The 22,225-nt window shown below is 61.4% G+C and carries 20 protein-coding genes; 8 read left to right on the plus strand and 12 right to left on the minus strand.

Going from position 1 to position 22,225, the window contains the following annotated elements; genetic code table 11:
* On the plus strand, positions 1-945 hold the full coding sequence (locus tag ACP15V_RS02960; RefSeq protein WP_424942187.1) for a cation diffusion facilitator family transporter: 945 nt from the start codon (positions 1-3) through the stop codon (positions 943-945).
* Positions 946-1,253: 308 nt separating this feature from the next.
* Here the strand turns inward: ACP15V_RS02960 and ACP15V_RS02965 are convergent, their stop codons facing one another.
* The 8 genes from ACP15V_RS02965 to ACP15V_RS03000 all read right to left on the minus strand — a co-directional run bounded on the left by ACP15V_RS02965 (position 1,254) and on the right by ACP15V_RS03000 (position 9,451).
* Complete coding sequence (locus tag ACP15V_RS02965) at positions 1,254-3,272, minus strand: M3 family metallopeptidase (protein ID WP_424942188.1); 2,019 nt, start codon at positions 3,270-3,272, stop codon at positions 1,254-1,256.
* A gap of 178 nt (positions 3,273-3,450) precedes the next feature.
* A complete protein-coding gene (locus ACP15V_RS02970; RefSeq protein WP_424942189.1) occupies positions 3,451-4,254 on the minus strand; it encodes an amino acid ABC transporter permease in 804 nt (267 codons plus the stop codon).
* Positions 4,255-4,309: 55 nt separating this feature from the next.
* Positions 4,310-5,101, minus strand: a complete 792-nt coding sequence (locus ACP15V_RS02975; protein ID WP_424942190.1) for a transporter substrate-binding domain-containing protein — start codon at positions 5,099-5,101, stop codon at positions 4,310-4,312.
* Positions 5,102-5,327: 226 nt separating this feature from the next.
* Positions 5,328-5,819, minus strand: coding sequence for a GNAT family N-acetyltransferase (locus ACP15V_RS02980; protein WP_424942191.1), 492 nt, complete (start codon positions 5,817-5,819; stop codon positions 5,328-5,330).
* The gene (moeB, locus tag ACP15V_RS02985; RefSeq protein ID WP_424942192.1) at positions 5,797-6,825 is read right to left on the minus strand and encodes a molybdopterin-synthase adenylyltransferase MoeB; all 1,029 of its coding nucleotides are present in this window, start codon (positions 6,823-6,825) and stop codon (positions 5,797-5,799) included. The genes ACP15V_RS02980 and moeB overlap by 23 nt, the downstream gene beginning before the upstream one ends.
* Before the next feature lie 21 nt (positions 6,826-6,846).
* On the minus strand, positions 6,847-7,317 hold the full coding sequence (gene dut, locus ACP15V_RS02990) for a dUTP diphosphatase (protein WP_424942193.1): 471 nt from the start codon (positions 7,315-7,317) through the stop codon (positions 6,847-6,849).
* Positions 7,318-7,368: 51 nt separating this feature from the next.
* The gene (gene coaBC, locus ACP15V_RS02995; protein ID WP_424942194.1) at positions 7,369-8,568 is read right to left on the minus strand and encodes a bifunctional phosphopantothenoylcysteine decarboxylase/phosphopantothenate--cysteine ligase CoaBC; all 1,200 of its coding nucleotides are present in this window, start codon (positions 8,566-8,568) and stop codon (positions 7,369-7,371) included.
* Between the two features lie 85 nt (positions 8,569-8,653).
* Positions 8,654-9,451, minus strand: a complete 798-nt coding sequence (locus ACP15V_RS03000; RefSeq protein WP_424942195.1) for a ChaN family lipoprotein — start codon at positions 9,449-9,451, stop codon at positions 8,654-8,656.
* Positions 9,452-9,552: 101 nt separating this feature from the next.
* Here ACP15V_RS03000 and cobU point away from each other — a divergent pair, with 101 nt between their 5' ends.
* From cobU to ACP15V_RS03020, 4 genes are all read left to right on the plus strand, one after another.
* Positions 9,553-10,095 carry a bifunctional adenosylcobinamide kinase/adenosylcobinamide-phosphate guanylyltransferase gene (cobU, locus tag ACP15V_RS03005; protein ID WP_424942196.1) on the plus strand — a complete coding sequence of 181 codons (543 nt, stop codon included), beginning with the start codon at positions 9,553-9,555 and terminating at the stop codon, positions 10,093-10,095.
* Entirely contained in the window at positions 10,092-10,670 is a 579-nt protein-coding gene (locus tag ACP15V_RS03010) for a histidine phosphatase family protein (RefSeq protein ID WP_424942197.1), read from the plus strand. Before cobU ends, ACP15V_RS03010 begins: the two co-directional genes overlap by 4 nt.
* A 57-nt stretch (positions 10,671-10,727) precedes the next feature.
* On the plus strand, positions 10,728-11,600 hold the full coding sequence (locus tag ACP15V_RS03015) for a glutathione S-transferase (RefSeq protein ID WP_424942198.1): 873 nt from the start codon (positions 10,728-10,730) through the stop codon (positions 11,598-11,600).
* 202 nt (positions 11,601-11,802) lie between these two features.
* Positions 11,803-13,317, plus strand: a complete 1,515-nt coding sequence (locus tag ACP15V_RS03020) for a YifB family Mg chelatase-like AAA ATPase (protein ID WP_424942199.1) — start codon at positions 11,803-11,805, stop codon at positions 13,315-13,317.
* Here ACP15V_RS03020 and ACP15V_RS03025 read toward each other — a convergent pair.
* The 4 genes from ACP15V_RS03025 to rsmI form a co-directional block, all read right to left on the minus strand.
* Positions 13,314-14,231 carry an alpha/beta hydrolase gene (locus ACP15V_RS03025; RefSeq protein ID WP_424942200.1) on the minus strand — a complete coding sequence of 306 codons (918 nt, stop codon included), beginning with the start codon at positions 14,229-14,231 and terminating at the stop codon, positions 13,314-13,316. The genes ACP15V_RS03020 and ACP15V_RS03025 overlap by 4 nt on opposite strands.
* Positions 14,232-14,234: 3 nt before the next feature.
* Entirely contained in the window at positions 14,235-15,176 is a 942-nt protein-coding gene (gene gshB, locus ACP15V_RS03030; protein WP_424942201.1) for a glutathione synthase, read from the minus strand.
* A 101-nt stretch (positions 15,177-15,277) separates the two neighbouring features.
* Positions 15,278-15,634: a YraN family protein gene (locus ACP15V_RS03035; RefSeq protein ID WP_424942202.1), complete on the minus strand. Its 357-nt coding sequence runs from the start codon at positions 15,632-15,634 to the stop codon at positions 15,278-15,280.
* Positions 15,634-16,449 carry a 16S rRNA (cytidine(1402)-2'-O)-methyltransferase gene (gene rsmI, locus ACP15V_RS03040; RefSeq protein ID WP_424942203.1) on the minus strand — a complete coding sequence of 272 codons (816 nt, stop codon included), beginning with the start codon at positions 16,447-16,449 and terminating at the stop codon, positions 15,634-15,636. Before rsmI ends, ACP15V_RS03035 begins: the two co-directional genes overlap by 1 nt.
* 140 nt (positions 16,450-16,589) lie before the next feature.
* Between rsmI and ACP15V_RS03045 the strand changes: the two genes are divergently transcribed.
* The 3 genes from ACP15V_RS03045 to murJ are packed head-to-tail and all read left to right on the plus strand — an operon-like array spanning position 16,590 to position 22,088.
* Positions 16,590-17,765, plus strand: a complete 1,176-nt coding sequence (locus ACP15V_RS03045; RefSeq protein WP_424942204.1) for a penicillin-binding protein activator — start codon at positions 16,590-16,592, stop codon at positions 17,763-17,765.
* Entirely contained in the window at positions 17,725-20,547 is a 2,823-nt protein-coding gene (locus ACP15V_RS03050) for a [protein-PII] uridylyltransferase (protein ID WP_424942205.1), read from the plus strand. Before ACP15V_RS03045 ends, ACP15V_RS03050 begins: the two co-directional genes overlap by 41 nt.
* Entirely contained in the window at positions 20,544-22,088 is a 1,545-nt protein-coding gene (gene murJ / locus ACP15V_RS03055; protein WP_424942206.1) for a murein biosynthesis integral membrane protein MurJ, read from the plus strand. The genes ACP15V_RS03050 and murJ overlap by 4 nt, the downstream gene beginning before the upstream one ends.
* Positions 22,089-22,225 lie beyond the last annotated feature (137 nt).

The raw sequence follows: 22,225 nt of genomic DNA on the forward strand, positions 1-22,225 counted from the left end.
ATGCCCGACACCCCGTCCCACTCGATAAATCAGCACTCCACCCGCATGAACCTTTCGGCGGGTATCGCCTCGGCCAGTGTCGCGATCACGCTGGTTGCGCTGAAACTCTGGGCGCTGGGGGAAACCAATGCGCTGTCCGTGGCGGCGTCGCTGGCAGATTCGGCGATGGATCTGATGGTGTCTCTGGGGGCTTTGGCCGCAATCTGGTACGCCGCCCGCCCCGCCGATGAGGATCACACCTTTGGCCATACCGCGGCCGAGGATCTGGCCGCCCTTGGCCAGTCGCTGTTCATCCTCGTATCCGCTGGCATCATCGCCTGGGCCGCCGTGGTGCGGCTGATGTCGGGGGAACCCGCCCCGATCCTGTCGCATCAAAAGGGCATGGTGGTGATGGGGGTCTCGATCGGGTTGACCATCGCGCTGGTGCTGTGGCAGCGCCATGTGGCCGCCCGCACGGGATCAGCCGTGGTCAAGGCGGATAGCCTGCATTACCTGGGCGACCTCATCCCCAATATCGGCGCCATCCTGTCGCTTTGGGCGGCGGATCTGTTTGCGATGGAGGCGGTCGACAGCGTGGTGGCGATCGGGGCTGCGATCCTGCTGGCCGTGGGCGCCGTGCGGATCTTCAAAACCGCTTGGGACGGGCTGATGGACCGGGCCGCACCAGACGAGATGATCCGTGGCATTGAAGAGATTGCCCGCAGCCATCCGGGTGTACAGGGGTTTCATGACCTGAAGACACGCCGATCGGGGTCGGTGATCTTCGTGAACATGCACATCGAGCTTGACGGGACGCAATCGCTGGATGATGCCCACGCCATTGGTGCCAGCCTGCGCCGCGCCATCCTGCGCGCCTATCCGATGAGTGATGTGATGTTGCACAAAGATCCGGTGGGGGTGGTGCCGCATCCGGAAGACCCTTCACGCGGCGCGCATCGCCGGTAACCGACACTCCCGCGCCTTTTCTCCCTTCGGTTGACAGGCTTGGGCGTGGCTCAAACCTTCGGTTCGAGCCTGTGCCTCCGGCGGGGATATTGCTGGACCAAAGATGGAATGCGACTTTCTGCGCATCTTTGGTCGATCAGTATCCCGGGGTGAATTGCTCCCGCAGGGACAAGAGGGGCAGGGCCCCTTCCTAAAGCGTTTCGAGATAAACTTGAATCACAAGTTGATTTCGGACCGCCTGTAACATCAATAGGTTTCGAGCGTTTCGCCTCATAATTGTGTCTCAACAATGAGGCGAAACGCTTTGATCAGGCCAGGCCGCGCCCTTTCAGTAGCGCCTCGACGCCGGGCATCTTGCTCCGGAAAGCGAGGTAGAGCTCTTTTGCGTCTGCCGATCCACCACGTGACAGAATGTGATGTTCCAGCTTCTTCGCGGTCTCTGCATCAAAGGCGCTGCCCGCGTCTTTGAACGCATCAAACGCATCGGCATCCATCACTTCGGACCACATGTAGCTGTAATAGCCAGAGCTGTAGCCGTCGCCGGAAAACACGTGGGCGAAATGCGGGGTGGCGTGGCGAATCCGGATCGCATCGGGCATGCCGATCCGTGCAAGGGTTTGGTTCTGTGCAGCCATCGGGTCTGCCGGCGCGCCCCCGTCGTGGAAGTCCAGATCCACCAGCGCCGAGGCGGTGTATTCGACCGTCTGGAACCCGGTATTGTAGGTGTTAGCCGCGAGCAGACGTTTCAGCAGATCCGCAGGGATCACCTCGCCGGTTTCCGCGTGAGTGGCGAATTTTTTAAGCACTTCGGGCACCTCCAGCCAATGCTCATAAAGCTGGCTGGGCAGCTCAACAAAATCGCGCGCGACAGAGGTGCCCGACAGGCTTTCATAGGTCACATCTGACAGCATGTGATGCAGCGCGTGGCCAAACTCATGAAAGAGCGTGCGCGCATCATCCCAGCTGAGCAAGGCGGGCTGGCCGTCGGCGGGTTTGGCGAAATTGCAGACATTGGTAACGATGGGGCGAATGTCCCCGGCCAGCTTTTGCTGGCTGCGCATCGCCCCGCACCAGGCGCCCGACCGCTTCGATCCGCGCGCAAAATAATCCGCCACGAACACCGCCATCAAACGCCCGCCACGCGTGACCTCCCACGCGCGCGCATCGGGGTGATAGAGCGGCACGTCGATCTCAGCAAATTCCAGCCTGAACAGGCGATTGGCGCAGTCAAACGCCGCTTCGATCATCCGTTCGAGCTGGAAATAGGGTTTCAGTTCGGCCTCATCCAGATCGTGCTCTTCGCGGCGGCGCGCCTCGGAATAATAATGCCAATCCCAGGCTTCGAGCGCGCCATTATACCCATCCGCGTGCAGCCGCTCGGTCAGCACCTCCTGATCTGCCAGGGCGGCCGCGCGGGCCGGTTCCCAGACCGCCATCAGCATTTCGCGCACCGCCTTGGGCGACCCGGCCATTTCGGTTTCCAGCTTGAAATCCGCGAAACTGTCATAGCCCAACAGCTTGGCGCGCTCTTCGCGTAGCGCGAGCGTTTCAGCCGCAATGGGCCGGTTGTCCGCCGCGCCTTCCCCCTCGCCCCGCGCGGCCCACGCCGCAAAGGCGCGTTGGCGCAGGTCCCGGCGCGGCGAAAAGGCCAGAAACGGTGTGATCAACGAGCGTGAGGTGGTGATGACCGGACCATCCAGTCCCTTTTCGCGGCCTGCGGCGCGCGCGGCGTCCACGACAAAGCCCGGTAAACCCTCCAGATCCTCCTCGGCCAGTTCCATGTACCAATCCCGTTCGGCGGCCAGCAGGTTTTGGGTGAACTCCGTCCCCAGCACCGACAGCCGCTGCATGATCTCTTTCAGGCGGTCGGCATCCGCACCGTCCAGCTGCGCGCCGGACCGGACAAATTCCCGGCGGGTCAGCATCAACAGCCGCATTTGTTCGTCCGACAACCCAAGGTCATCACGCCGCGCCCACAGGACTTCGATCCGCGCAAACAGCGCTTTGTTTGACGACACTTCTGACCCGAAGGCCGCCAGTTGCGGTCCAAAAACCCGCATCAGTTCTTCGCGTTTTTCCGTGCTGTCGGCGCCTGCGACAGAATAAAACACCCCCAGAACCCGATTCAGAGCCTCTTCTGCGCGCTCCAGCGCCTCGATGGTATTGGCAAAGGTCGGTGCCTCTGGCGTGTCCGCAATCGCCGCCACATTTGCCCGCGCCTCGGCAAGCGCCGCATCAAACGCCGGTTCGAAATGTGCGTCTTCGATCAGGTCAAACGGGGGCAGGCCATGTGGGGTGGTCCAGCTTGCGAGCAATGGATTGGTCATGCAGATCTCCTTTGCATGAAAGCTATGAACCACCGCCCCAAACGTCCAGCCTTCCCCCCAATTTTCTGGTTTAAAATATCCTGGGGTGAGCCTCGAAGAGGCGAGGGGCAACGCCCCTAGCCGAGCGAAGCGAGGCCACCGGCAGCGCGCTTGAGCCTATGCGAAAGCGCCCCTTGCCCTAATGCTCCACATGCCCCTTGGATCGCAGCCGTTTTTCCAGACGCCGCAGCCCGAGCGAGAGGCTGACCGTCATCATCAGATAGACAAAGGCCACCACATTATAGGTCTCGAAATAACGGAAATTGCCGGCTGCCGTGACCTTGCCCAACTGGGTGATATCCGCAACCCCCAGCACCGACACCAGCGAACTGTCCTTCACCATTGCCACAAAATCATTGCCAAGCGGCGGCAGGATCATGCGAAAGGCCTGCGGCCAGATGATGTGGCGAAAGCGGTGCCAACCGTTCAGCCCCAGCGCCTTCGCGGCTTCGATCTGGCCGATATCCACCGCTTGCAGCCCCGCGCGAAACACCTCGGCGATAAAGGCGGAATAGCCGATGGTCAGGGCGACAATGGCGCGCCACAGCAGCGAAAACTCTCGGGTGCGGATGGGATCAAGCCCCACCAGATCCCCCACCCAGTTGCGTGCGGCCACCAGCGCCGGTGCAAAGACAAAGGCCACGTAAAGAAGCAGGACAATGATCGGGATGCCGCGGATGATCTCGATATAAAACCGCGCGACCTGACGCAGCAGCTGAAACCGCGACATGCTGGCCACCGCAAGCAAAAGCCCGATGACGCTCGCCGAGACGAAGCCCACAAGGGTCACAAACACCGTGATGCCGATCCCCTTGCCCAGGGTTCGCAGAACCTGCAGGTAGATGTCGTCAATGATGATGCGATAGAGGAACAGCCCGGCCAGCCCGATGGCAAAGACCAACCACCAGGGGAAATCTTCATCCTGCTTAGGAGAGGGGATCATCGGGATTTGGCGCCTTTAATAGAAGACGGGGGCCGAAGCCCCCGCCCGTTATTGCTTACTGGCCGATCTTGTAGTCGAGGAACCATTTCTTGTTCAAGGCATCCAAAGTCCCATCTGCGTCCATCGATGCAATCGCGGCATTTACCGGCGCAACCAGGTCGGATCCTTTGGGAAAGATAAAGCCGAAATCTTCTGCACCCAGCGCTTCGCCAATGATTTTCAGCTTGCCTTCAGAGGCCTGTACATACCCGTTGGCCGCCGTGCTGTCAGACAGCACAAGATCCACGTCCCTCGCGCGCAGGGCCTGAACGGTTGCCCCAAAGGTTTCAAACAACTTGATGCGCGGGTTGGCCTCGTTTCCGTCCAGCACATCATAAACGCCCACGTAAAACGGCGTGGTGCCCGGCTGGGCGGCCATCAGGAAATCCTCTTCGGCGGCAAACCCCTTCGCGTCAGAAAACCGCTCTTCATCCGCGCGCACGATCATCAGCATTTCAGAGCGCATATAGGCGTCCGAGAAATCGACCTTCTCGGCCCGGTCTTCGCGGATGGTGATCCCATTCATCGCCAGGTCATACTGGCCTTCGGAAATGGCCGGGATCATCGCATCCCAGCTGGTGTTTTCATAGTCCACGGTGATGTTGATGCGTTTGGCAATTTCGGCAATTGCATCATATTCCCAGCCAATGGCGTCGCCGGTTTTCGGATCAATGAACTGCAGCGGGGGATAGGTGTTTTCGCTGACCACGACCACGGTTTTACCCCCCAGATCCGGCAGGTCAGCCGCCGTTGCCGCAGATGTGAACAGGGCCATGGCCATGGCACCGATGGTTGCAAGATGTTTCATATGATCCCCCGGAACTTGGAATGAGTTGGACCCGCTGAGCCTATGGCGAAGCGGCTGAGTTTGACAAGGGCTTTGGCAGAAGGGCTGTTATTGTGAGAGGCCTCCAGCCTCTCCGCGCAGAGTTCTGCCCAACCTTCGGAACGACAGGTTGCAAGTGGTTGCAGGGAAACCTGTCCCCCAGACATCTTTCAAATCCCAGGAATTTTCCGCCCGACAAATAGGGACATCAGTCGAGATCACGACGGTAGGAGGAAAAGACACGCCCGCCCATTTCCTTTTGGCCCGTCGGATGAAACCCGCATTTCTCCAACACGTGCATAGAGGCCGGATTGTCGTCGAGCACGCGCGCCTCAAGCGCCCAAAGACCACGCTTGCGCGCCTGCTCCAATCCAAGGATCACCGCGGCACTCGCCACGCCCTGCCCCACATAGGCCTCACCGACTCGATACCCCAGCTGCGCCACGCTATCGCCTTCTCCGGTGATGTTCAGACGGCCCAGGATCTCGCCTTGTCGCTTGATCAGAAACATCGCTTCGCCCTCTGCCACCTGATCACGGATGATCCGGGTCAGTGATGACAGCTCCCAATAGGTATCGGGGCGCGGGCCGACCCAATGTTCAAACCAGGCGCGGTTTTGCACCTCGAACGCAAAAAGCGCCGGGGCATCCGCCTCGGACAAGGGGTCTAACGTGATGTCAGCCACAGGTTTCACATCCATCGCGTTTGGAAATGCGGATCATCCGGGTTTCGGCATACATCGCATCGTAAATCAGCATCCGCCCCCGCAGGCCCTGCCCTGCATCGGTGATTTCCTTGATTGCCTCAACCGCCATCATTGCCCCGATCACGCCGGGCAGCGGGCCAACCACGCCGGCCTCGGAACAGTTGGGCGCAAGCCCCGGGGCGGGGGCCTCGGGGAAGATGCATTGGTAACACGGGGCCCCGGAGGCGGGATCAAAGGTCGAGATCTGCCCTTCCCATTGCGACAGCGCCCCGCCAATCACCGGCTTGCCCAGCTTTGCGCAGACCCGGTTCACCAGATAGCGGGTGGCGAAATTGTCAGATCCTTCCAGCACAAGATCAAAATCGGCAATCAGATCCTCGGCAATCTCTTCGGTCAGACGGCGGTTGAAGGGCAACACATCAATTGCCGGGTTCTGGGCGCGCATAAACTTCTCGGCGGAAAAGACTTTGGGCGTGCCGATGTCCGCATCCCGATGCACCACCTGGCGCTGCAGGTTGGAATTGTCGACCACGTCGTCGTCGATGACACCAATCGTGCCCACACCTGCCGCCGCCAGATACATCAGAACGGGCGAGCCAAGCCCACCGGCCCCAACCACCAACACGCGCGCCTGCTTCAAGGCCACCTGCCCCGGCCCCCCAATTTCACGCAGCACAATGTGGCGCGCATATCGGTCCAGTTCCGTGTCGGAAAACGGCCCGTCCTGCGCGGGTTTAGGGGCCTCGGGCGCGCGCGATTTGATCCAGCGCACGGCCCCGCCGTAAAGCCCCGCCAGCGCCACGACCCCAAAGCCCACCGCCCAGCTCGTGAAAGATCCGCCCAAAGCAGCAACCAGCGTGTTGTCCGCGGGCAAAACCAGATGGGTCAACAGAACCACCGTGGCCAACAGCGCGGTCATCACCCAACGCCGCGCAACAGACAGCCTGACATAGGCGCCGCCCAGCCAAATCAGTGCCGCACAGAATAGAACCCAGCTCATGTCATCCTCATGTTCTACGGATCAATCTCGGCCGGTCGAGCCAAATCCACCCGTTCCCCGCCGCGTGTCCGACAAGGCGTCAACCACCGCATAACGCGCCTGCAGAACCGGGGCGATCACCGCCTGCGCAATGCGATCACCGTGGCCTATCACAAACGGCGCGTCGCCGTAATTGATCAAGATCACACCCAGCGGCCCGCGATAATCACAGTCAATCGTGCCGGGCGTGTTGGGCAGGGAAATTCCGTGTTTGATCGCAAGGCCTGAACGCGGCCGCAGCTGCATCTCATACCCCTCCGGGATTTCCACCCGGATCCCGGTTGGGACAATCGCCCGCGCCATCGGGGCCAGCACCCGCCCGCCTGCCCGATCCTCGGGTTTGAGGTTCGCGCGGACATCCGCCCCTGCCGCCCCCGCGGTTTCGTAAGACGGAAGCGCAACACCCCGGTCGGCCCAGTCCTCCCAAAGCAGTTTGATCACCGGCTGGTTCATCCGCGCGCCCTCTTTTTCTTGCTGAAAATACCTTCGCCAAAGGCAAGAAATCTACTGCCCCAACGCATCCGCAATCCGCAGCGCCAAGGCCCGTGCGACCTCGTCCTTGCCCATGCGCGGCCAGTCCTCGGCACCCCCGTCGGAAATCAGAGTGACCGCGTTTTCCGCGCCGCCCATGATCCCGGTGTCCGGGCTGACATCATTGGCGACGATCCAGTCACACCCCTTGCGTTTGCGTTTCGCGGTGGCATTGGCGATCACATCATCGGTTTCGGCAGCAAATCCCACCACCAGATCGGGGCGACCCTTGCCCATCTGGCTGACGGTTTTCAGGATATCGGGGTTTTCCGCAAATTCCAGCACGGGGAGCGATCCTTTGCCGTCTTTCTTGATCTTGCTGTCGCTGGCCGAGGCCACGCGCCAATCGGCCACGGCGGCGGCGAAGACGGCGGCGTCTGCGGGCAGTGCGGCCTCGGTGGCCTCCAGCATCTCGCGCGCCGATTGCACCTTCACCACGCGCACGCCTGCGGGGGGCGGCACGTCAGCGGGGCCGGTCACAAAGGTCACCTCAGCCCCCAACGCGGCCAGCGCCTTGGCAATCGCCGTCCCCTGCGCGCCGGACGACCGGTTCGCGATGTAGCGCACTGGATCAATCGGTTCGTGCGTGGGCCCGGATGTGACCAGCACATGTTTGCCCTTCAGCGGCCCATCCATAAGCGCCGCCTCAATGGCCGCAACAATCTCCAACGGTTCCGACATGCGCCCCGGCCCATATTCGCCACAAGCCATCGGGCCGTCGTTTGGACCAACAAACAACACGCCATCGTCTTTGAGCATCGCCACATTGCGCTGGCAGGCGGGGTGCTCCCACATCCGGACATTCATCGCAGGCGCCACAAGCACACGCTTGTCGGTCGCCATCAAAAGCGTCGACGCGAGGTCATTCGCGAGCCCCCCGGCCATCTTGCCCAACAGGTCCGCCGTGGCCGGGGCCACCACCACCAGATCGGCGGCACGGCTCAGTTCGATATGGCCCATTTCGGCCTCATCGGTGAGGTCAAACAGCTCGGTATAGACCTTGCGCGCCGACAATCCCGAGGCCGACAAAGGCGTCACAAATTCCTGCCCCGCCTTCGTGATCACTGGCGTCACCTCCGCCCCGCGTTCGCGCAGGCGGCGGATCAGATCGAGCGATTTGAAGGCAGCGATGCCGCCCCCGATGATCAGGAGGATATGTTTGCCCGCAAGCATGGCGCACCTTTCGTTACCCTATCCATTCTTCATGGATGTTGCGAAAGTGATAGGCGGTTGCGCCCGCAGGTTCAATGGCAAGCGCTCAATCCGAGGTCTTGCCGAACTCCAGACACGGGTCAGGCCGGTCGACCGCAGGGGCATCAATCACAAGGTCAAACCCACCGTCTGGCGTGCCGCCATCTTCGCCCTGTCCGATACTGAACACGGTCAGATCGGGGCGGACACGGGCCAGATAGCGGGGCACCCCCCAATCCTTGCGCGCGTGCCCATTGCCGGTGATCACCACAACCGGCCCGCCGGTTGCGTCAAAGGCGTCGAGAGCGGCCTTGGCCAGCGTGGCATCGCGCAGGCGTTGGATCTCGATCATGCCGCCCAGGGCGTCGCGCGGCATCGCCTCGCAATGGGCCGCGAACTGCAGATCCAGCCGGACGTCTTGTTCCTCGCTGGGCAAAGGGTCTGCCAGCCCATAGGCCATCGCGTCCCCGTCAAAATGCGCTTCAACACCCTCCGCGTAAACCATCCGCGCCACATCGCGCGGCACGGCAGCGCCATAGATCGGCACATCCACGGCGGTGAACACCGGCAGATACATCTCGTAATCCGGCCAGCCCGACGCATCCCATGTCGCACGGTATCCCTCGGGATCCTTGGCAAGCTCTGCCGCCTGATCCGGCGTCAACATCTCGGCGACAATGGCCGAGGGGGCCACGGCGCGAACATATGCCTCTTGCCGGGTGTGATGGTCCGGGTTGTCATGTACTTCACCCAAGATCACCACATCCGCGCTGCCCAGCCCCTTTGGCATCGGTAACTCATCCGCCAAGGCCAGACCGGGCAACAACGCCAAAGCGCAGGGGACAACATAGCTCAAAACTCTCATACGCGGCCTCATTCCTGGCACCTTTCCGCATCAAAATCATCGCATCGTTGCTGGCGCCCTGTTTTGCTGGCACCCTGCGGTGACGAATGCTATTTGGGGGCATGTCGATCACACTCCCCCCTCTCACGTTGGTATTGGGTGGCGCCGCCTCGGGCAAGTCACACTATGCGGAGCATCTTGTCGCGGCCACCGCACGCCCGATGCTCTATATCGCCACCGCGCAGGCGTTTGATGCCGAGATGGCGCGCAAGATTGCCCTGCACCAAGACCGGCGCGGGGCCGGCTGGCGCACGATTGAGGCCCCCGGGGACGTGGCCCCGGCCCTGGCGAAGGCACGCGCCGACGAGGTGGTGCTGTTTGACTGCGCCACCATGTGGCTGTCGAACCAGATCTTTGCCGACGCGGATCTTGCCCAAGAAGAAACCGCCCTTTTTGACGCCTTCACCGCCTGCGCGGCCCCCGTAGTGGTCGTGTCAAACGAGGTCGGCGCGGGCATCGTGCCGGAAAACCGTCTGGCCCGGCACTTCCGTCAGGCCCAGGGCGAGCTGAACCAGCGCCTCGCAAGCCGCGCCGATCTGGTGGTCACCGTGATGGCGGGCCTGCCGCTCGCCCTGAAGGGCAGATTGCCAGACGGTCTGACATGAGCGTGACCAGCTGGTGGTGGGTGCGCCACGGGCCGACACACGCGAAAAACATGGTGGGCTGGCGCGACCTGCCTGCCGATCTGTCCGACACCGCCACCCTTGCGCGTCTGTCAAACCACCTGCCGCAAGACGCCGCGGTGATCTCGTCCGACCTGATCCGGTCCGTCGACACCGCATCCGCCATTCAGAAAGACCGCCTGCGCCTGCCCCATCACCCGGACCTGCGCGAGTTTGATTTCGGCCAGTGGGACGGAATGCACTGGTCCGACATGTCCGCCCGCGACCCGGACCATGCCCGCCGTTTCTGGGAAGAGCCGGGGGATGTGAAAGCCCCCGATGGCGAAAGCTGGAACCAACTGGCCGCGCGTGTGGGCGGCGTGGTGAGCGCGCTCAACGGTCAGCATCGCCACATCATTGCGGTCGCCCATTTCGGCGTGATCCTGACCCAGATCGCCATGGCCGGACAGATAACGCCCTATCAGGCACTGGGCCACAGGATCGACAACCTATCGGTGACCCGCGCCGATTGGGATGGCAAAGCCTGGTCCATTGGGGTGATCAATCACCTGCCCTGATGGGGGGCTTCACAGATTACCATTTGCCCAATGGCACCAGCGCGTTACCCTGTCCGTATGACTTATGACCTTTTCATCGGTGATCGCACCTTTTCCAGCTGGTCCCTGCGCGGCTGGCTGATGTTTGAGAAATTCAACCTTCCCGTGAACACCACGCGGGTGGGGCTTTATTCCGGCACATTGAAAGAAGATTTGGCAGATCTGGCCCCGGCCCGCTTTGTGCCCGCCATGCGCTGCCCGGATGGGACCGTGGTGGGCGATACGCTCGCCATGGCGGAAACCTTGCATGAACGCCACCCGTCCGCCGGGCTGTGGCCCAAAACCCCCACCGCCCGCGCGCTGGCCCGCTGGTTGGTGGCCGAAATGCACTCCGGTTTCACCGCCCTACGGGGCGATTGCCCAATGCAACTGTTGGGGGTGGTCGCAGATTTCACCGCCTCTGACGCCGTGAACGCCGACCTTGCGCGGCTGGAAGATCTCTGGTCGCTGGCCCGCGACCGCCATGGCGCCGAGGGGCCTTGGCTGTTCGGAGAGTACTCGCTGGCCGATGTCTTCTTTGCCCCGGTTGCTGCACGGATTGCGGGCTTTGGTTTGTCGGTGGGACAAGACGCGCAGGCTTATGTCGATCTGCACCTGAATGACCTCGCCTTCCGCCGCTGGCGCGCCCTTGGCCTGACCAAAACCTATGATCCATTGCCTTATATCGACGGCCGCCCGCTGGCGGTCTGGCCCGGCCCCACACCGCACCCGGCCCGCGCCTGCGACGGCCCCTCGATCAACGACACTTGCCCCTATTCCGGCGATCCGGTCACAGATTTCCTAGAGATGGATGGCAAGATCTGGGGCTTTTGCAACCCGACCTGCCGCGACAAGACGGTGAACGACCCGGACGCCTGGCCCGCCTTTATGCAAATGGTCGCGCGCGGATAACCGGCACAGCCCATCTTTGGTCCTGAAATATCCCGGAGTGAATTGGTCCTGGCCCCGGCCGGGACCAAGAGAGGCAGCGCCTCTTTTGTCAGTTCATTTTGTCACCCGATCGCCATCTTCACCCATTCCTTCACGCCCGTTAACCTTTTCTTCACCAAGATTACGATAGCGTATCTCCAACCGTCACAGGGTTGGAAACACAATGGTCGCCCACGCCTATACCGTCGCCTTCGAAGGCATCCGCGCCCGCCCGGTCGAGGTGCAATGCGCGCTGACCCCCGGTCTGCCCGGCTTTTCCATCGTCGGCCTGCCTGACAAAGCGGTTTCCGAGGCCAAGGAACGGGTGCGCGCCGCCCTTGCCGCCCTGTCCATCGCGCTACCTGCCCAGAAAGTCACCATCAACCTCTCGCCCGCGGACCTGCCCAAGATCGGGTCGCATTTCGACCTGCCCATTGCGCTGGCCCTGCTGGCCGCGATTGACATATTGCCGAAAGACGAAGTGGCCGGGACGATCTCACTGGGGGAGCTTTCGCTCGATGGCGGGCTGTTGCCGGTGATCGGCGCGCTCCCCGCAGCCATGGCCGCGGCCGACGAAGACCGCGCGTTGATTTGCCCCCGCGCCTGTGGGCCAGAGGCGGCATGGGTCGCCGCCGCGCGGGTGCTGGCCCCCGCGACGCTCGCCTCGGTGATCCAACACTTCACCGGCCAATCCCCCCTGCCCCCGGCAGACCCCGGCACGGTTGCAGGACCCGAGCACGGCAAAGACCTGCGCGATGTGCGGGGACAAGCGCGGGCCAAACGCGCGTTGGAAATTGCCGCCGCCGGGCGACATCACATGCTGATGGTGGGCAGTCCGGGGTCAGGCAAATCGATGATCGCCGCCCGCCTGCCCACGATCCTGCCACCTCTGTCCCCGACCGAGGCGCTGGAAACTTCGATGGTGCATTCGCTTGCGGGTGTTTTGGAAAACGGCGGCATATCTCGCACCCGCCCGTTTCGTGAACCCCATCACACCGCGTCGATGGCGGCGATTGTCGGCGGCGGACGCGGCGCTGGTCCGGGCGAGGTGAGCCTGGCCCATAACGGGGTTCTATTTCTTGATGAACTGCCCGAGTTCAACCGCCAGACGCTTGAGACCCTGCGCCAGCCGATCGAGACCGGAGAGGTGATGGTCGCGCGCGCCAATGCCCATATTTCCTACCCCTGTAAATTCCTGCTGATCGCCGCCGCGAACCCCTGCAAATGCGGTCATTTGGGCGATGCAAACATGGCGTGCCCCAAGGCACCCGGCTGCGGAGACACCTATCTGGGCCGCCTGTCCGGCCCGCTTTTGGATCGGTTTGACCTGCGGGTCGACGTGCCCCGCGTGGAGATGCGTGATCTCGATCTGCCCCCCGACGGCGAAGGATCGGCCGAGGTCGCGGCCCGTGTGATGCAGGCCCGAGAACGACAGGCCGACCGCTATGACGGGATCAAACATGTCCGTGTGAATGCCGATATCGAGGGCGATCTGCTGACCAAAGTGGCGACACCGGATGATGCCGGGCGCGATCTTCTGGTCAAGGCCGCCGACCGGTTTGGCCTGTCTGCGCGCGGCTATCACCGGATCTTGCGTGTTGCCCGCACCATTGCCGATCTGGCGGGATCTGATCAGGTGCGGCGCGAACATGTCGCAGAGGCCGCCAGCTACCGGCTCAATATCGCGGCAACATCCTAACGCTCGACATTCCCCCGGACAAATGCCGCCACCCGTTGCAGGGCCTCTTTTGCTTCGGGCAGAAGACGGGCGAAAAACACCCAGACATGAGGGGGATCGGGCCAAAGATCCACCGTCACATCAGCCCCTGCCGCCCTCAGATTGCCTGCCATACGCAGCGTGTCGTCACGAAGGATTTCAGTCTCGGACACCTGCAGAAACACGGGCGGCAACGGCGATTTGAACGGCGCAAATAGCGGCGATATTCTGGGATCTTTCGGATCCCCGCCGTTTAAAATCCAGCGCCCCATCTGCTCTTTCCGCTCTGATGGCAACACTGGATCGATCTGGGCATTGTCACGGATCGAGGCCCCGGAAAATGTCGCGTCCACGAAAGGTGAGAAGGCAAACACGGAGTTCGGCAAGACGCCTTTCCGGTTAAGATGCGCCAAAAGGGCAAGCGCCAGGCCACCCCCGGCACTGTCCCCCCCGATCACGATCTGCCCAGGTTCATATCCCTGGTCCAGCAGAGCATGAAAAGCAGCGAGCGTGTCGTCAAACGCGGCTGGAAAGGGGTGTTCCGGCGCTTTGCGATAGTCCGGCGCGCACACCGTCATCTGGGTCAACCGGGCAAGCCGGGCCAGCAGATGTGTGTAGGCTTTGGGAGACCCGGCAACATAACCACCTCCGTGCAGGAACAACAGCACATGGCCCGGGTGTGGCGGATGGGTCGCGGCCCGGTTGGTGACCCAAAGACAGGGGATATTCCCCAACTGGCCGATTCGCGTGTTGGTCTGCGGCGGTGGTCGGAACAGCAACTGCGTTCCGACCTCAAACGGCCAACGCACACGCACCGGATGCCCGGCACTGCGCAGGAGGGGCTTGGCCCCAAGGCGCAGCGCACGGTTCAGCCAGATCAGGCGCCCGCTGGCCATGGGTCAGCCAATCCTGGCTTCGATGGCTTTCCAGATCAGGTCCGCGGTGTTGGTGCCGTCAAACCGCTCCAGCTCTTGAATGCCGGTGGGAGAGGTCACGTTGATCTCGGTCAGGTAGTCGCCAATCACATCGATGCCCACAAAGATCTGGCCTTTTTCGCGCAAAAGCGGCCCGATGGCGGCACAGATTTCACGGTCGCGCGCGGTCAGGCCGATCTTTTCCGGACGTCCGCCCACATGCATATTTGACCTGGTTTCACCCGCAGCGGGCACGCGGTTGATGGCCCCGACCGGCTCGCCGTCGACCAAAATGATGCGCTTGTCGCCGTTGGAGACATCCGGGAGGAATTTCTGGGCAATCAGCGGCTCGCGATTGATGCCGACAAACAGTTCGTGCAACGAAGCAAGATTTCGGTCGCCTTCATCCAGACGAAACACCCCCGCGCCGCCATTGCCGTAAAGCGGTTTCAGAATGATATCCCCATGGGTGTCCTTAAAGGATTTGAGTGTATCGAAATCACGGGCGATCATGGTGGGGGGGGTGAGGTCGGGGAACTGCAACACCAACAGCTTTTCCGGATAGTTGCGCACCCAGAAAGGGTCATTCACCACAAGGGTCTCAGGATGGATCATGTCAAGCAGATGGGTTGAGGTGATATACCCCATGTCGAAAGGCGGATCCTGACGCAGCCAGACCACATCCCAATCCGCCAGATCGATATCTTCAACGGGGCCCATGGTGACATGGTTTCCAACTTCGCGGCGCAAAGTGATCCGATGTCCACGAGCCATAACCTGGCCCTCGCGGAAACTCAGATGATCTGGCGTGTAGAAAAACAGCTCATGCCCGCGCTCTTGCGCCTCAAAGGCGATGCGAAAGGTGCTGTCGGCGTTGATGTCCACCCGATCAATCGGGTCCATCTGAAGGGCGACTTTCAAAGACATACGCGGGCTCCTCATGTATTTGTCTCTACATGGAGCAGCGCCTTCGGAAGTTCAATCCTTGTCACTCACCGAAGTTGCGCAAGCGGATCTCAGTTGCACGATCAGCAATGGGCAAACGCATTTTCGATGATTTTGCGTTCCCCGGCCTGATTGACCAGGGCCACATCGAATCGCATCGGGGTCAGAAGTCCTTTGGGCTGTTTCGCCGCAAATTCACTGGCTGCGCCGAAAATACGGTGCATCTGACGGCGGGTGATCCGCTCTGCAGCGCGTGCAAAGTCCCTGGCCTTTTTCACTTCGATGAAAATAAACCCCTCGCCATCTTTGGCGACAATATCGATTTCGCCACCACGACCGCGCCAGCGACGTGCGGCAATATCATGTCCATTTCGCACATACTCCGCCTCGACGCTGTCTTCGGCTGCGAGACCGGCCAAATAAGAGGTTTTACCGGACATCACCCGTTCTCCAGATCCAGGGCAGCCTGATAGACCTTGCGGCGCGGCAGGCCCAAAGCTTCGGCGACAAATGCCACCGCATCTTTTTTCGACATGTCTGTCATTGCTTTTTTCAAAGCGTCTTCCATCGTGTCTTCCCCAACCGCTTGCACTTCATAGCCAATGACCAACACAACCTCGCCTTTCAACTGTCGCTCGCTCAACGCATCAGACAGGTCGAGGACACTGCCCCGGATCACCTCTTCATAGCGTTTTGTCAGCTCTCGACAGATGGCAGCCGGACGGGTTTCGGCTTTAAGAGAACAGAGTTCGCTTAACAGCCGGTTAATCCGTTTCGGGCTTTCATAGAGAACGATGGTGGCCTCAATTGCCAACACCTCGGTCAGCCATGTTTTGCGCGCCCCCTTGGCCGCAGGGGGGAACCCGGCAAACAGGAACCGGTCCGAGGGCAGGGAGGATAGGCTGAGGGCCGACAACACGGCAGACGCCCCAGGGGCGGCGGTTACGGTCCCGCCATCTTCGGCCACATCGCGGGCAAGGGCATATCCGGGGTCGGCAACAAGTGGCGTACCGGCTTCGCTCACATATGCCACAGATTGCCCCTCGGATATCAGTTTGCGGATCCCGTCCCGCCCGTTCTGACCGGAGTGATCATGATAGGGGATCAATTTCCGCCCGCCCACCGGAATGCCGTGGATATCCATGAGCTTGCGCGCCGTGCGCGTATCCTCGGCGGCGATCACATCGGCGGACGCCAATATATCAAGGGCGCGCAGCGTAATATCGCGGGCATTTCCGATGGGAGTGGCGACCAAGTACAAACCAGGTTCCAGCTTTACGTCACGGAGAGAGTTTTCGGGTTTCACACTGGACCTATTCTACGAGGTGATTATTATGGCTTTGTCTGCAAGGGGCGGCACAGGCCGCCCTCATTGTATCCGGGAGAGGATGTTTTATGTTCGCTGTTTTCCAGCGCGCCCGCAAGTCAGCCGGGGCCGCGATTTCAATTGCTTCGCTTGTTTTTTTGACCGCCTGTAATGTTCAACCGACCGGCGGGGGCGGCCAGAAGATCAACCCGTCGAAACCGGTGCCGGTGGCGCTGCTGGTGCCGGGGGGGTCCGGGTCGGCCACCGACTCGCTTTTGGCAACATCACTGGAAAACGCAGCGCGTTTGGCAATGTCGGAACTTTCGGGTGTCAAGATCGACCTGCGTGTCTACAACACGGCCGGGGATCCCAGCCGGTCGGCACAGGTGGCTGTGCAGGCGGTCCAGGATGGGGCCAAGATCCTGCTGGGACCGGTTTTTGCGAAGAACGCCAATGCAGCGGGTTTGGCTGTGGCCAACCGCAATGTGAACGTGCTGAGCTTCTCGAACAACCCGTCCATTGCGGGGGGGAATGTCTTTGTGCTGGGCAACACGTTTGACAACACGGCCCGTCGACTGGTCAGCTTTGCCAAACGCCAGGGCAAAGGCCGCATCATGGTGGCCCACGGCAATGACGGGGCAGAGACCGATGGCAGCAAGGCCATCCAACGGGCCATTGCAAGCAGCGGCGCCACTTTGGCTGGGGTCAGCAGCTTTGAACTGTCGCAAAATGGTATCGTGAATGCGATCCCTGAAATGAGCCGTCAGGTGAAAAGCTCTGGGGCGCAATCTTTGTTCCTGACCTCTGGCACCTCGGGCGCCCTGCCCTTCCTGGCGGCGCTTTTGCCGGAAAATGGCGTTTCGCCAGGGTCGGTTCAGCTGATCGGCCTGCAACGCTGGGATATTCCCGCCAATGCGGTCAATCTGCCCGGCCTGCAGGGCGGTTGGTTCGCCATTCCCGATCCGGCCCTGACCGGGCAATTCCGCAGCCGGTATCAAGCCCGTTATGGTGCCCCGCCGCACCCGATCGCAGGCCTTGCCTATGACGGGATTGCCGCCATCGGTGCCCTTGCCAAATCGGGCAAGGCCAACGCCCTGACCACCACAGCGTTGACTCAGGCGCAGGGTTTCGCCGGTGTGAACGGCATCTTCCGCCTGCGCGGAAATGGCACCAATGAGCGCGGCCTTGCGGTGGCACAAATCCAAAACAACCAGGTTGTGGTCATTGACCCCGCTCCGAGAAGCTTCTCCGGTGCCGGATTCTGATCCGGCCCCCCTGCCCGCCGCATTTCCATATGCTCAGGCCGACGAGTTGATCTGCCCCCCTGCTGACATCTTTGATGCGGCAGGCGTGTGGGCGGCTTTGTCACTGGAGCTTGATGAGGCGAAAGATGCAGCAGGGCGGCGCAGGGTGACCGTCGCCGCCTTGCGCACAGCGATGAAATCCGGGCGAAAGGCCATTGCCGACGCTTTGGTCGAAACACCCTTTTCGGCCTACCCTGCCACGGCCTCTTATGCGTTCCTGACAGATGGAGTTGTGCGCACGGTGTTTCGCGTGGCCACCGAGGTGCTTCATCCACTGAACACCCCAACCTCGTCCGAACGGATCGCAGTTTGCGCCGTCGGAGGGTACGGGCGCGGTGAAATGGCACCGCAATCTGATGTCGATCTTCTGTTCCTGACTCCCTACAAGATCACCGCATGGGCAGAAAGCGTGATCGAAAGCATGCTTTACATGCTGTGGGACCTGCGCCTGAAAGTCGGCCATTCCTCGCGCACAATCGATGACTGCCTGCGCCTTGGGCGCGAAGATTTCACCATCCGCACTGCCCTGCTGGAACAACGCGCCATTGGGGGGGACGCCGATCTGGCGGCGGAGTTGACCGATCGCCTGTGGAGCGACCTTTTCCAGGGCACCCTTCCTGAGTTTATCGAGGCCAAGTTGGCCGAACGCGATGCCCGCCACAAGAAACAGGGCGGACAACGCTATGTGGTGGAACCGAATGTCAAAGAGGGCAAAGGGGGGCTTCGTGACCTGCAGACGCTGTATTGGGTCGCCAAGTACCAACACCGGGTGAAGGACGTGTCCGACCTGGTTGGTTTGGGCGTTTTCACGGAAGAGGAATATGACACGTTCCGAAAAGCGGATGAATTTCTCTGGGCCACCCGCTGCCAGCTGCATTTGCTGACAAACCGCCCCACCGAACAGATCACTTTTGATCTGCAGGTGGAAATCGCCGACCGGCTTGGGTTCAAAGACAAAGACGGGCGGCGGGGGGTCGAACATTTCATGCAGACCTATTTCCGTCACGCCACCCAGGTGGGCGAACTGACCCGCATTTTCCTGACCGCGCTGGAAGCCCAGCACCTGAAAAAAGCACCCGCCCTGATGCGCCTTTTGAAGCGGCGCAAAAAGGTCAAACCTGGGTTCCTCGTCAACCAGGGGCGGCTGGATGTGGCAAAGCCGATCAGCTTTCTGTCTGACAAGCTCAATCTGTTGCGCCTGTTCGAAGAGGGGCTGCGCACCGGCATGTTGATCCACCCGGATGCGATGCGCCTTGTGTCGGCCAACCTTCACCTGATCGACGACGACATGCGCCGCGACAAAGAAGCGGTTCGGATCTTTCTTGATCTTTTGCTGAAGCACGGCAACCCCGAACGCGCGCTGCGCCGGATGAACGAGCTGGGCGTGCTGGCCGCCTTTCTTCCCGAATTTGAACCGATTGTGGCGATGATGCAGTTCAACATGTATCACTCCTATACGGTCGACGAACACACGATCCAGGTGATCTCGAACTTTGCGCAGATCGAACGGCACGAGCTGGAGGACGAGCTGCCGATCAGTTCGGAAATCATCGACAAAGGGGTCAATCGCAAGACCCTGATGGTGGCGATGCTGTTGCATGATATCGGCAAGGGGCGTCCGCAGGACCATTCGGTTCTGGGCGCGCAGATCGCCCGCAAGGTGGCCCCTCGGCTGGGGCTGACGCCGAAGGAATGTGAAACGGTTGAATGGCTGGTGCGCTACCACCTTCTGATGTCGGATATGGCGCAGAAACGCGATATTGCCGACCCGCGCACGGTACGTGATTTTGCCAAGGCGGTGCGCTCGGTCCGCCGGTTGGACCTTCTGACCGTGCTGACGGTCTGTGACATTCGCGGGGTCGGGCCGGATTGCTGGAACAACTGGAAAGCCACGCTGATCCGCACGCTGTACAACCAGACCCGCCGCGCCCTTGAAAACGGCATGGAGGATCTGAACCGCGAAAACCGCGGTGCCGAGGCCAAGCGCGCCTTGCGACAAGAGCTGGCGGACTGGAGCAAAAAAGAGCTGCGCGCCGAAACCGCGCGCCATTACGACAGCTATTGGCAGGGCCTGCATGTCACCGCGCACAAGGTCTTTGCCCATATGCTGCGCGATATCAAAGACAACGAGATCCGGATCCGCCTGTACACTGATGAAGAGCGTGACGTGACCCGCGTCTATATCGTGCTTGCGGATCATCCGGGGATCTTCTCGCGCTTGGCCGGGGCCATCACGCTGGGGGGCGCCAATATTGTGGATGCGCGCACCTATACGTCGAAAGACGGCTATGCCACAGCGTGTTTCTGGGTGCAGGATGCCGATGGCAACCCTTACGACGCCGGCAAGCGGGATCGTCTGACCAGGATGATCGATAAAACTCTTGCGGGCGAATTGGTGGCGGGCGAGGCCATCGCCGACCGCACCACAATCAAGAAACGCGAACGCGCCTTCAAGGTGCCGACCACCATCACCTTCGACAATGACGGGTCGGAAATTTATACAATCATCGAGGTCGACACACGCGACCGGCCCGGTCTGTTGTATGACCTGACCCGCACCCTGGCCGACAGCAATGTCTATATCGCAAGCGCCGTGATTGCGACCTATGGCGAACAGGTGGTCGACAGCTTTTATGTCAAGGACATGTTCGGATTGAAGTTCTACTCGGAACATAAGCAACGGACCCTGGAGAACCGGTTGCGCAAAGCAATTGAGAAAGCTGCGGAAAGAGCGCAGGTATGAAACCCATCCGCCTGATTTCGGGTGTCCTGACCGTGGGGTTCTGGACACTGATGAGCCGCGTACTGGGGCTGGTGCGCGAGGTGTTCCTGCTCGCTTTTATTGGCCCCGGCCCAGTGATGGACGCGTTTGTCGCCGCCTTCCGCCTGCCCAACATGTTCCGCCGCTTCTTTGCCGAGGGCGCGTTCAACGCGGCCTTTGTGCCGATGTTTTCAAAACGCTACGAGGCGGGCGAAGATCCGCAGGGCTTTGCCCGCGAAGCGATGAGCGGCCTGGCCTTCGTGCTGATGATCCTGACCGGGCTGGCCCTTGTGTTCATGCCCGCGCTGGTCTGGGCCACGGCGGGTGGTTTCGCTGGCACCGAGAGCTTTGATCTGACCGTGGGATATGGCCGGATCATGTTTCCCTACATCCTGTTCATTTCGCTCGCGGCCCTTGCCTCTGGCGTGCTGAATGCGACCGGTCATTTTGCCGCCGCAGCGGCCGCGCCGGTGTTTCTGAACATTCTGGTGATCGCCGCGATGCTCGCCGGCAGCACCCTGGGCGGCGACGTGATCACCTGGGTGGTCTGGATGGTGCCCTTGGCGGGCGTGGTACAGTTGGGCATCGTCTGGGTCGCGGCGCATCGTGCAGGCGTGTCACTTGTGCCCGGCCGCCCCCGCTGGACGCCCGAGATGAAACAGCTGGTGACCATCGCGATCCCCGCCGCCCTGTCGGGGGGCGTCATGCAGATCAACCTTTTGGTTGGGCAGCAGGTGGCGTCAAACTTTGAAAAAGCCGTGGGGTGGCTTTATGCCGCTGACCGTTTGTATCAATTGCCGCTGGGTGTGGTGGGGATCGCCGTGGGCATTGTCCTGCTTCCCGACCTCGCACGGCGCCTGAAGGCCGAGGACCATGACGGGGCGCGCAACGCCTTTTCACGCGCCGGAGAGATCTCGCTCGCCCTGACCATCCCCGCAGCTGTGGCGCTGATCGTGATGCCCTTGCCGCTTGTGTCGGTGTTGTTCGAACGCGGGCAGACCGGAGCAGATGACAGTGCGGCGATTGCCATGGCGGTGGCGATTTACGGGTTGGGCCTGCCCTCGTTTGTGCTGCAGAAATTCCTGCAACCGCTGTTTTACGCGCGCGAAGACACGCGCACGCCGTTTCGCTACGCGCTTTGGTCGATGGCGGTGAATGCGGCGCTTGCGATCGGGCTGGCCCCGGTGCTGGGCTGGATCGCACCGGCGATTGCCACCACGGTGGCGGGCTGGTTCATGGCCGCGCTTTTGCTGATCGGTGGGCGGCGCTTTGGCGAGGTGGCCCGGTTTGACGCCCGCTTCCGCCGCCGCATCTGGCGCATTTCCTTCGCCTCCATCGGCATGGGTGCTGTGCTGTGGGGCGCGGTCTTGCTGATGGGCCCCGCGCTGGCGACCCCCGGCTGGCGCTATCTGGCCCTGCTCATCCTGATCCTTGTGGGGATGGTGAGTTACTTTGCGATTGGCCGTGCCCTTGGCGCGTTTTATCCACACGAGTTGAAGGCTGCGTTCCGGCGCAGCGGCTAATGGGACCACCTGGCATGGGCGGAAAGGGGCGCTGCCCCTCGGCCCCACTCTGCGAGCGGGACCCCACCCCGGGATATTTAGGGACCAAAGATGGCAGCAGGTCGGACGCAGCGTCTTCTGTCTGAGCTCTGGTTTCG

Origin of the sequence: Aliiroseovarius crassostreae, from assembly GCF_049803815.1 — a bacterium.
Classification (GTDB): domain Bacteria; phylum Pseudomonadota; class Alphaproteobacteria; order Rhodobacterales; family Rhodobacteraceae; genus Aliiroseovarius; species Aliiroseovarius crassostreae_A.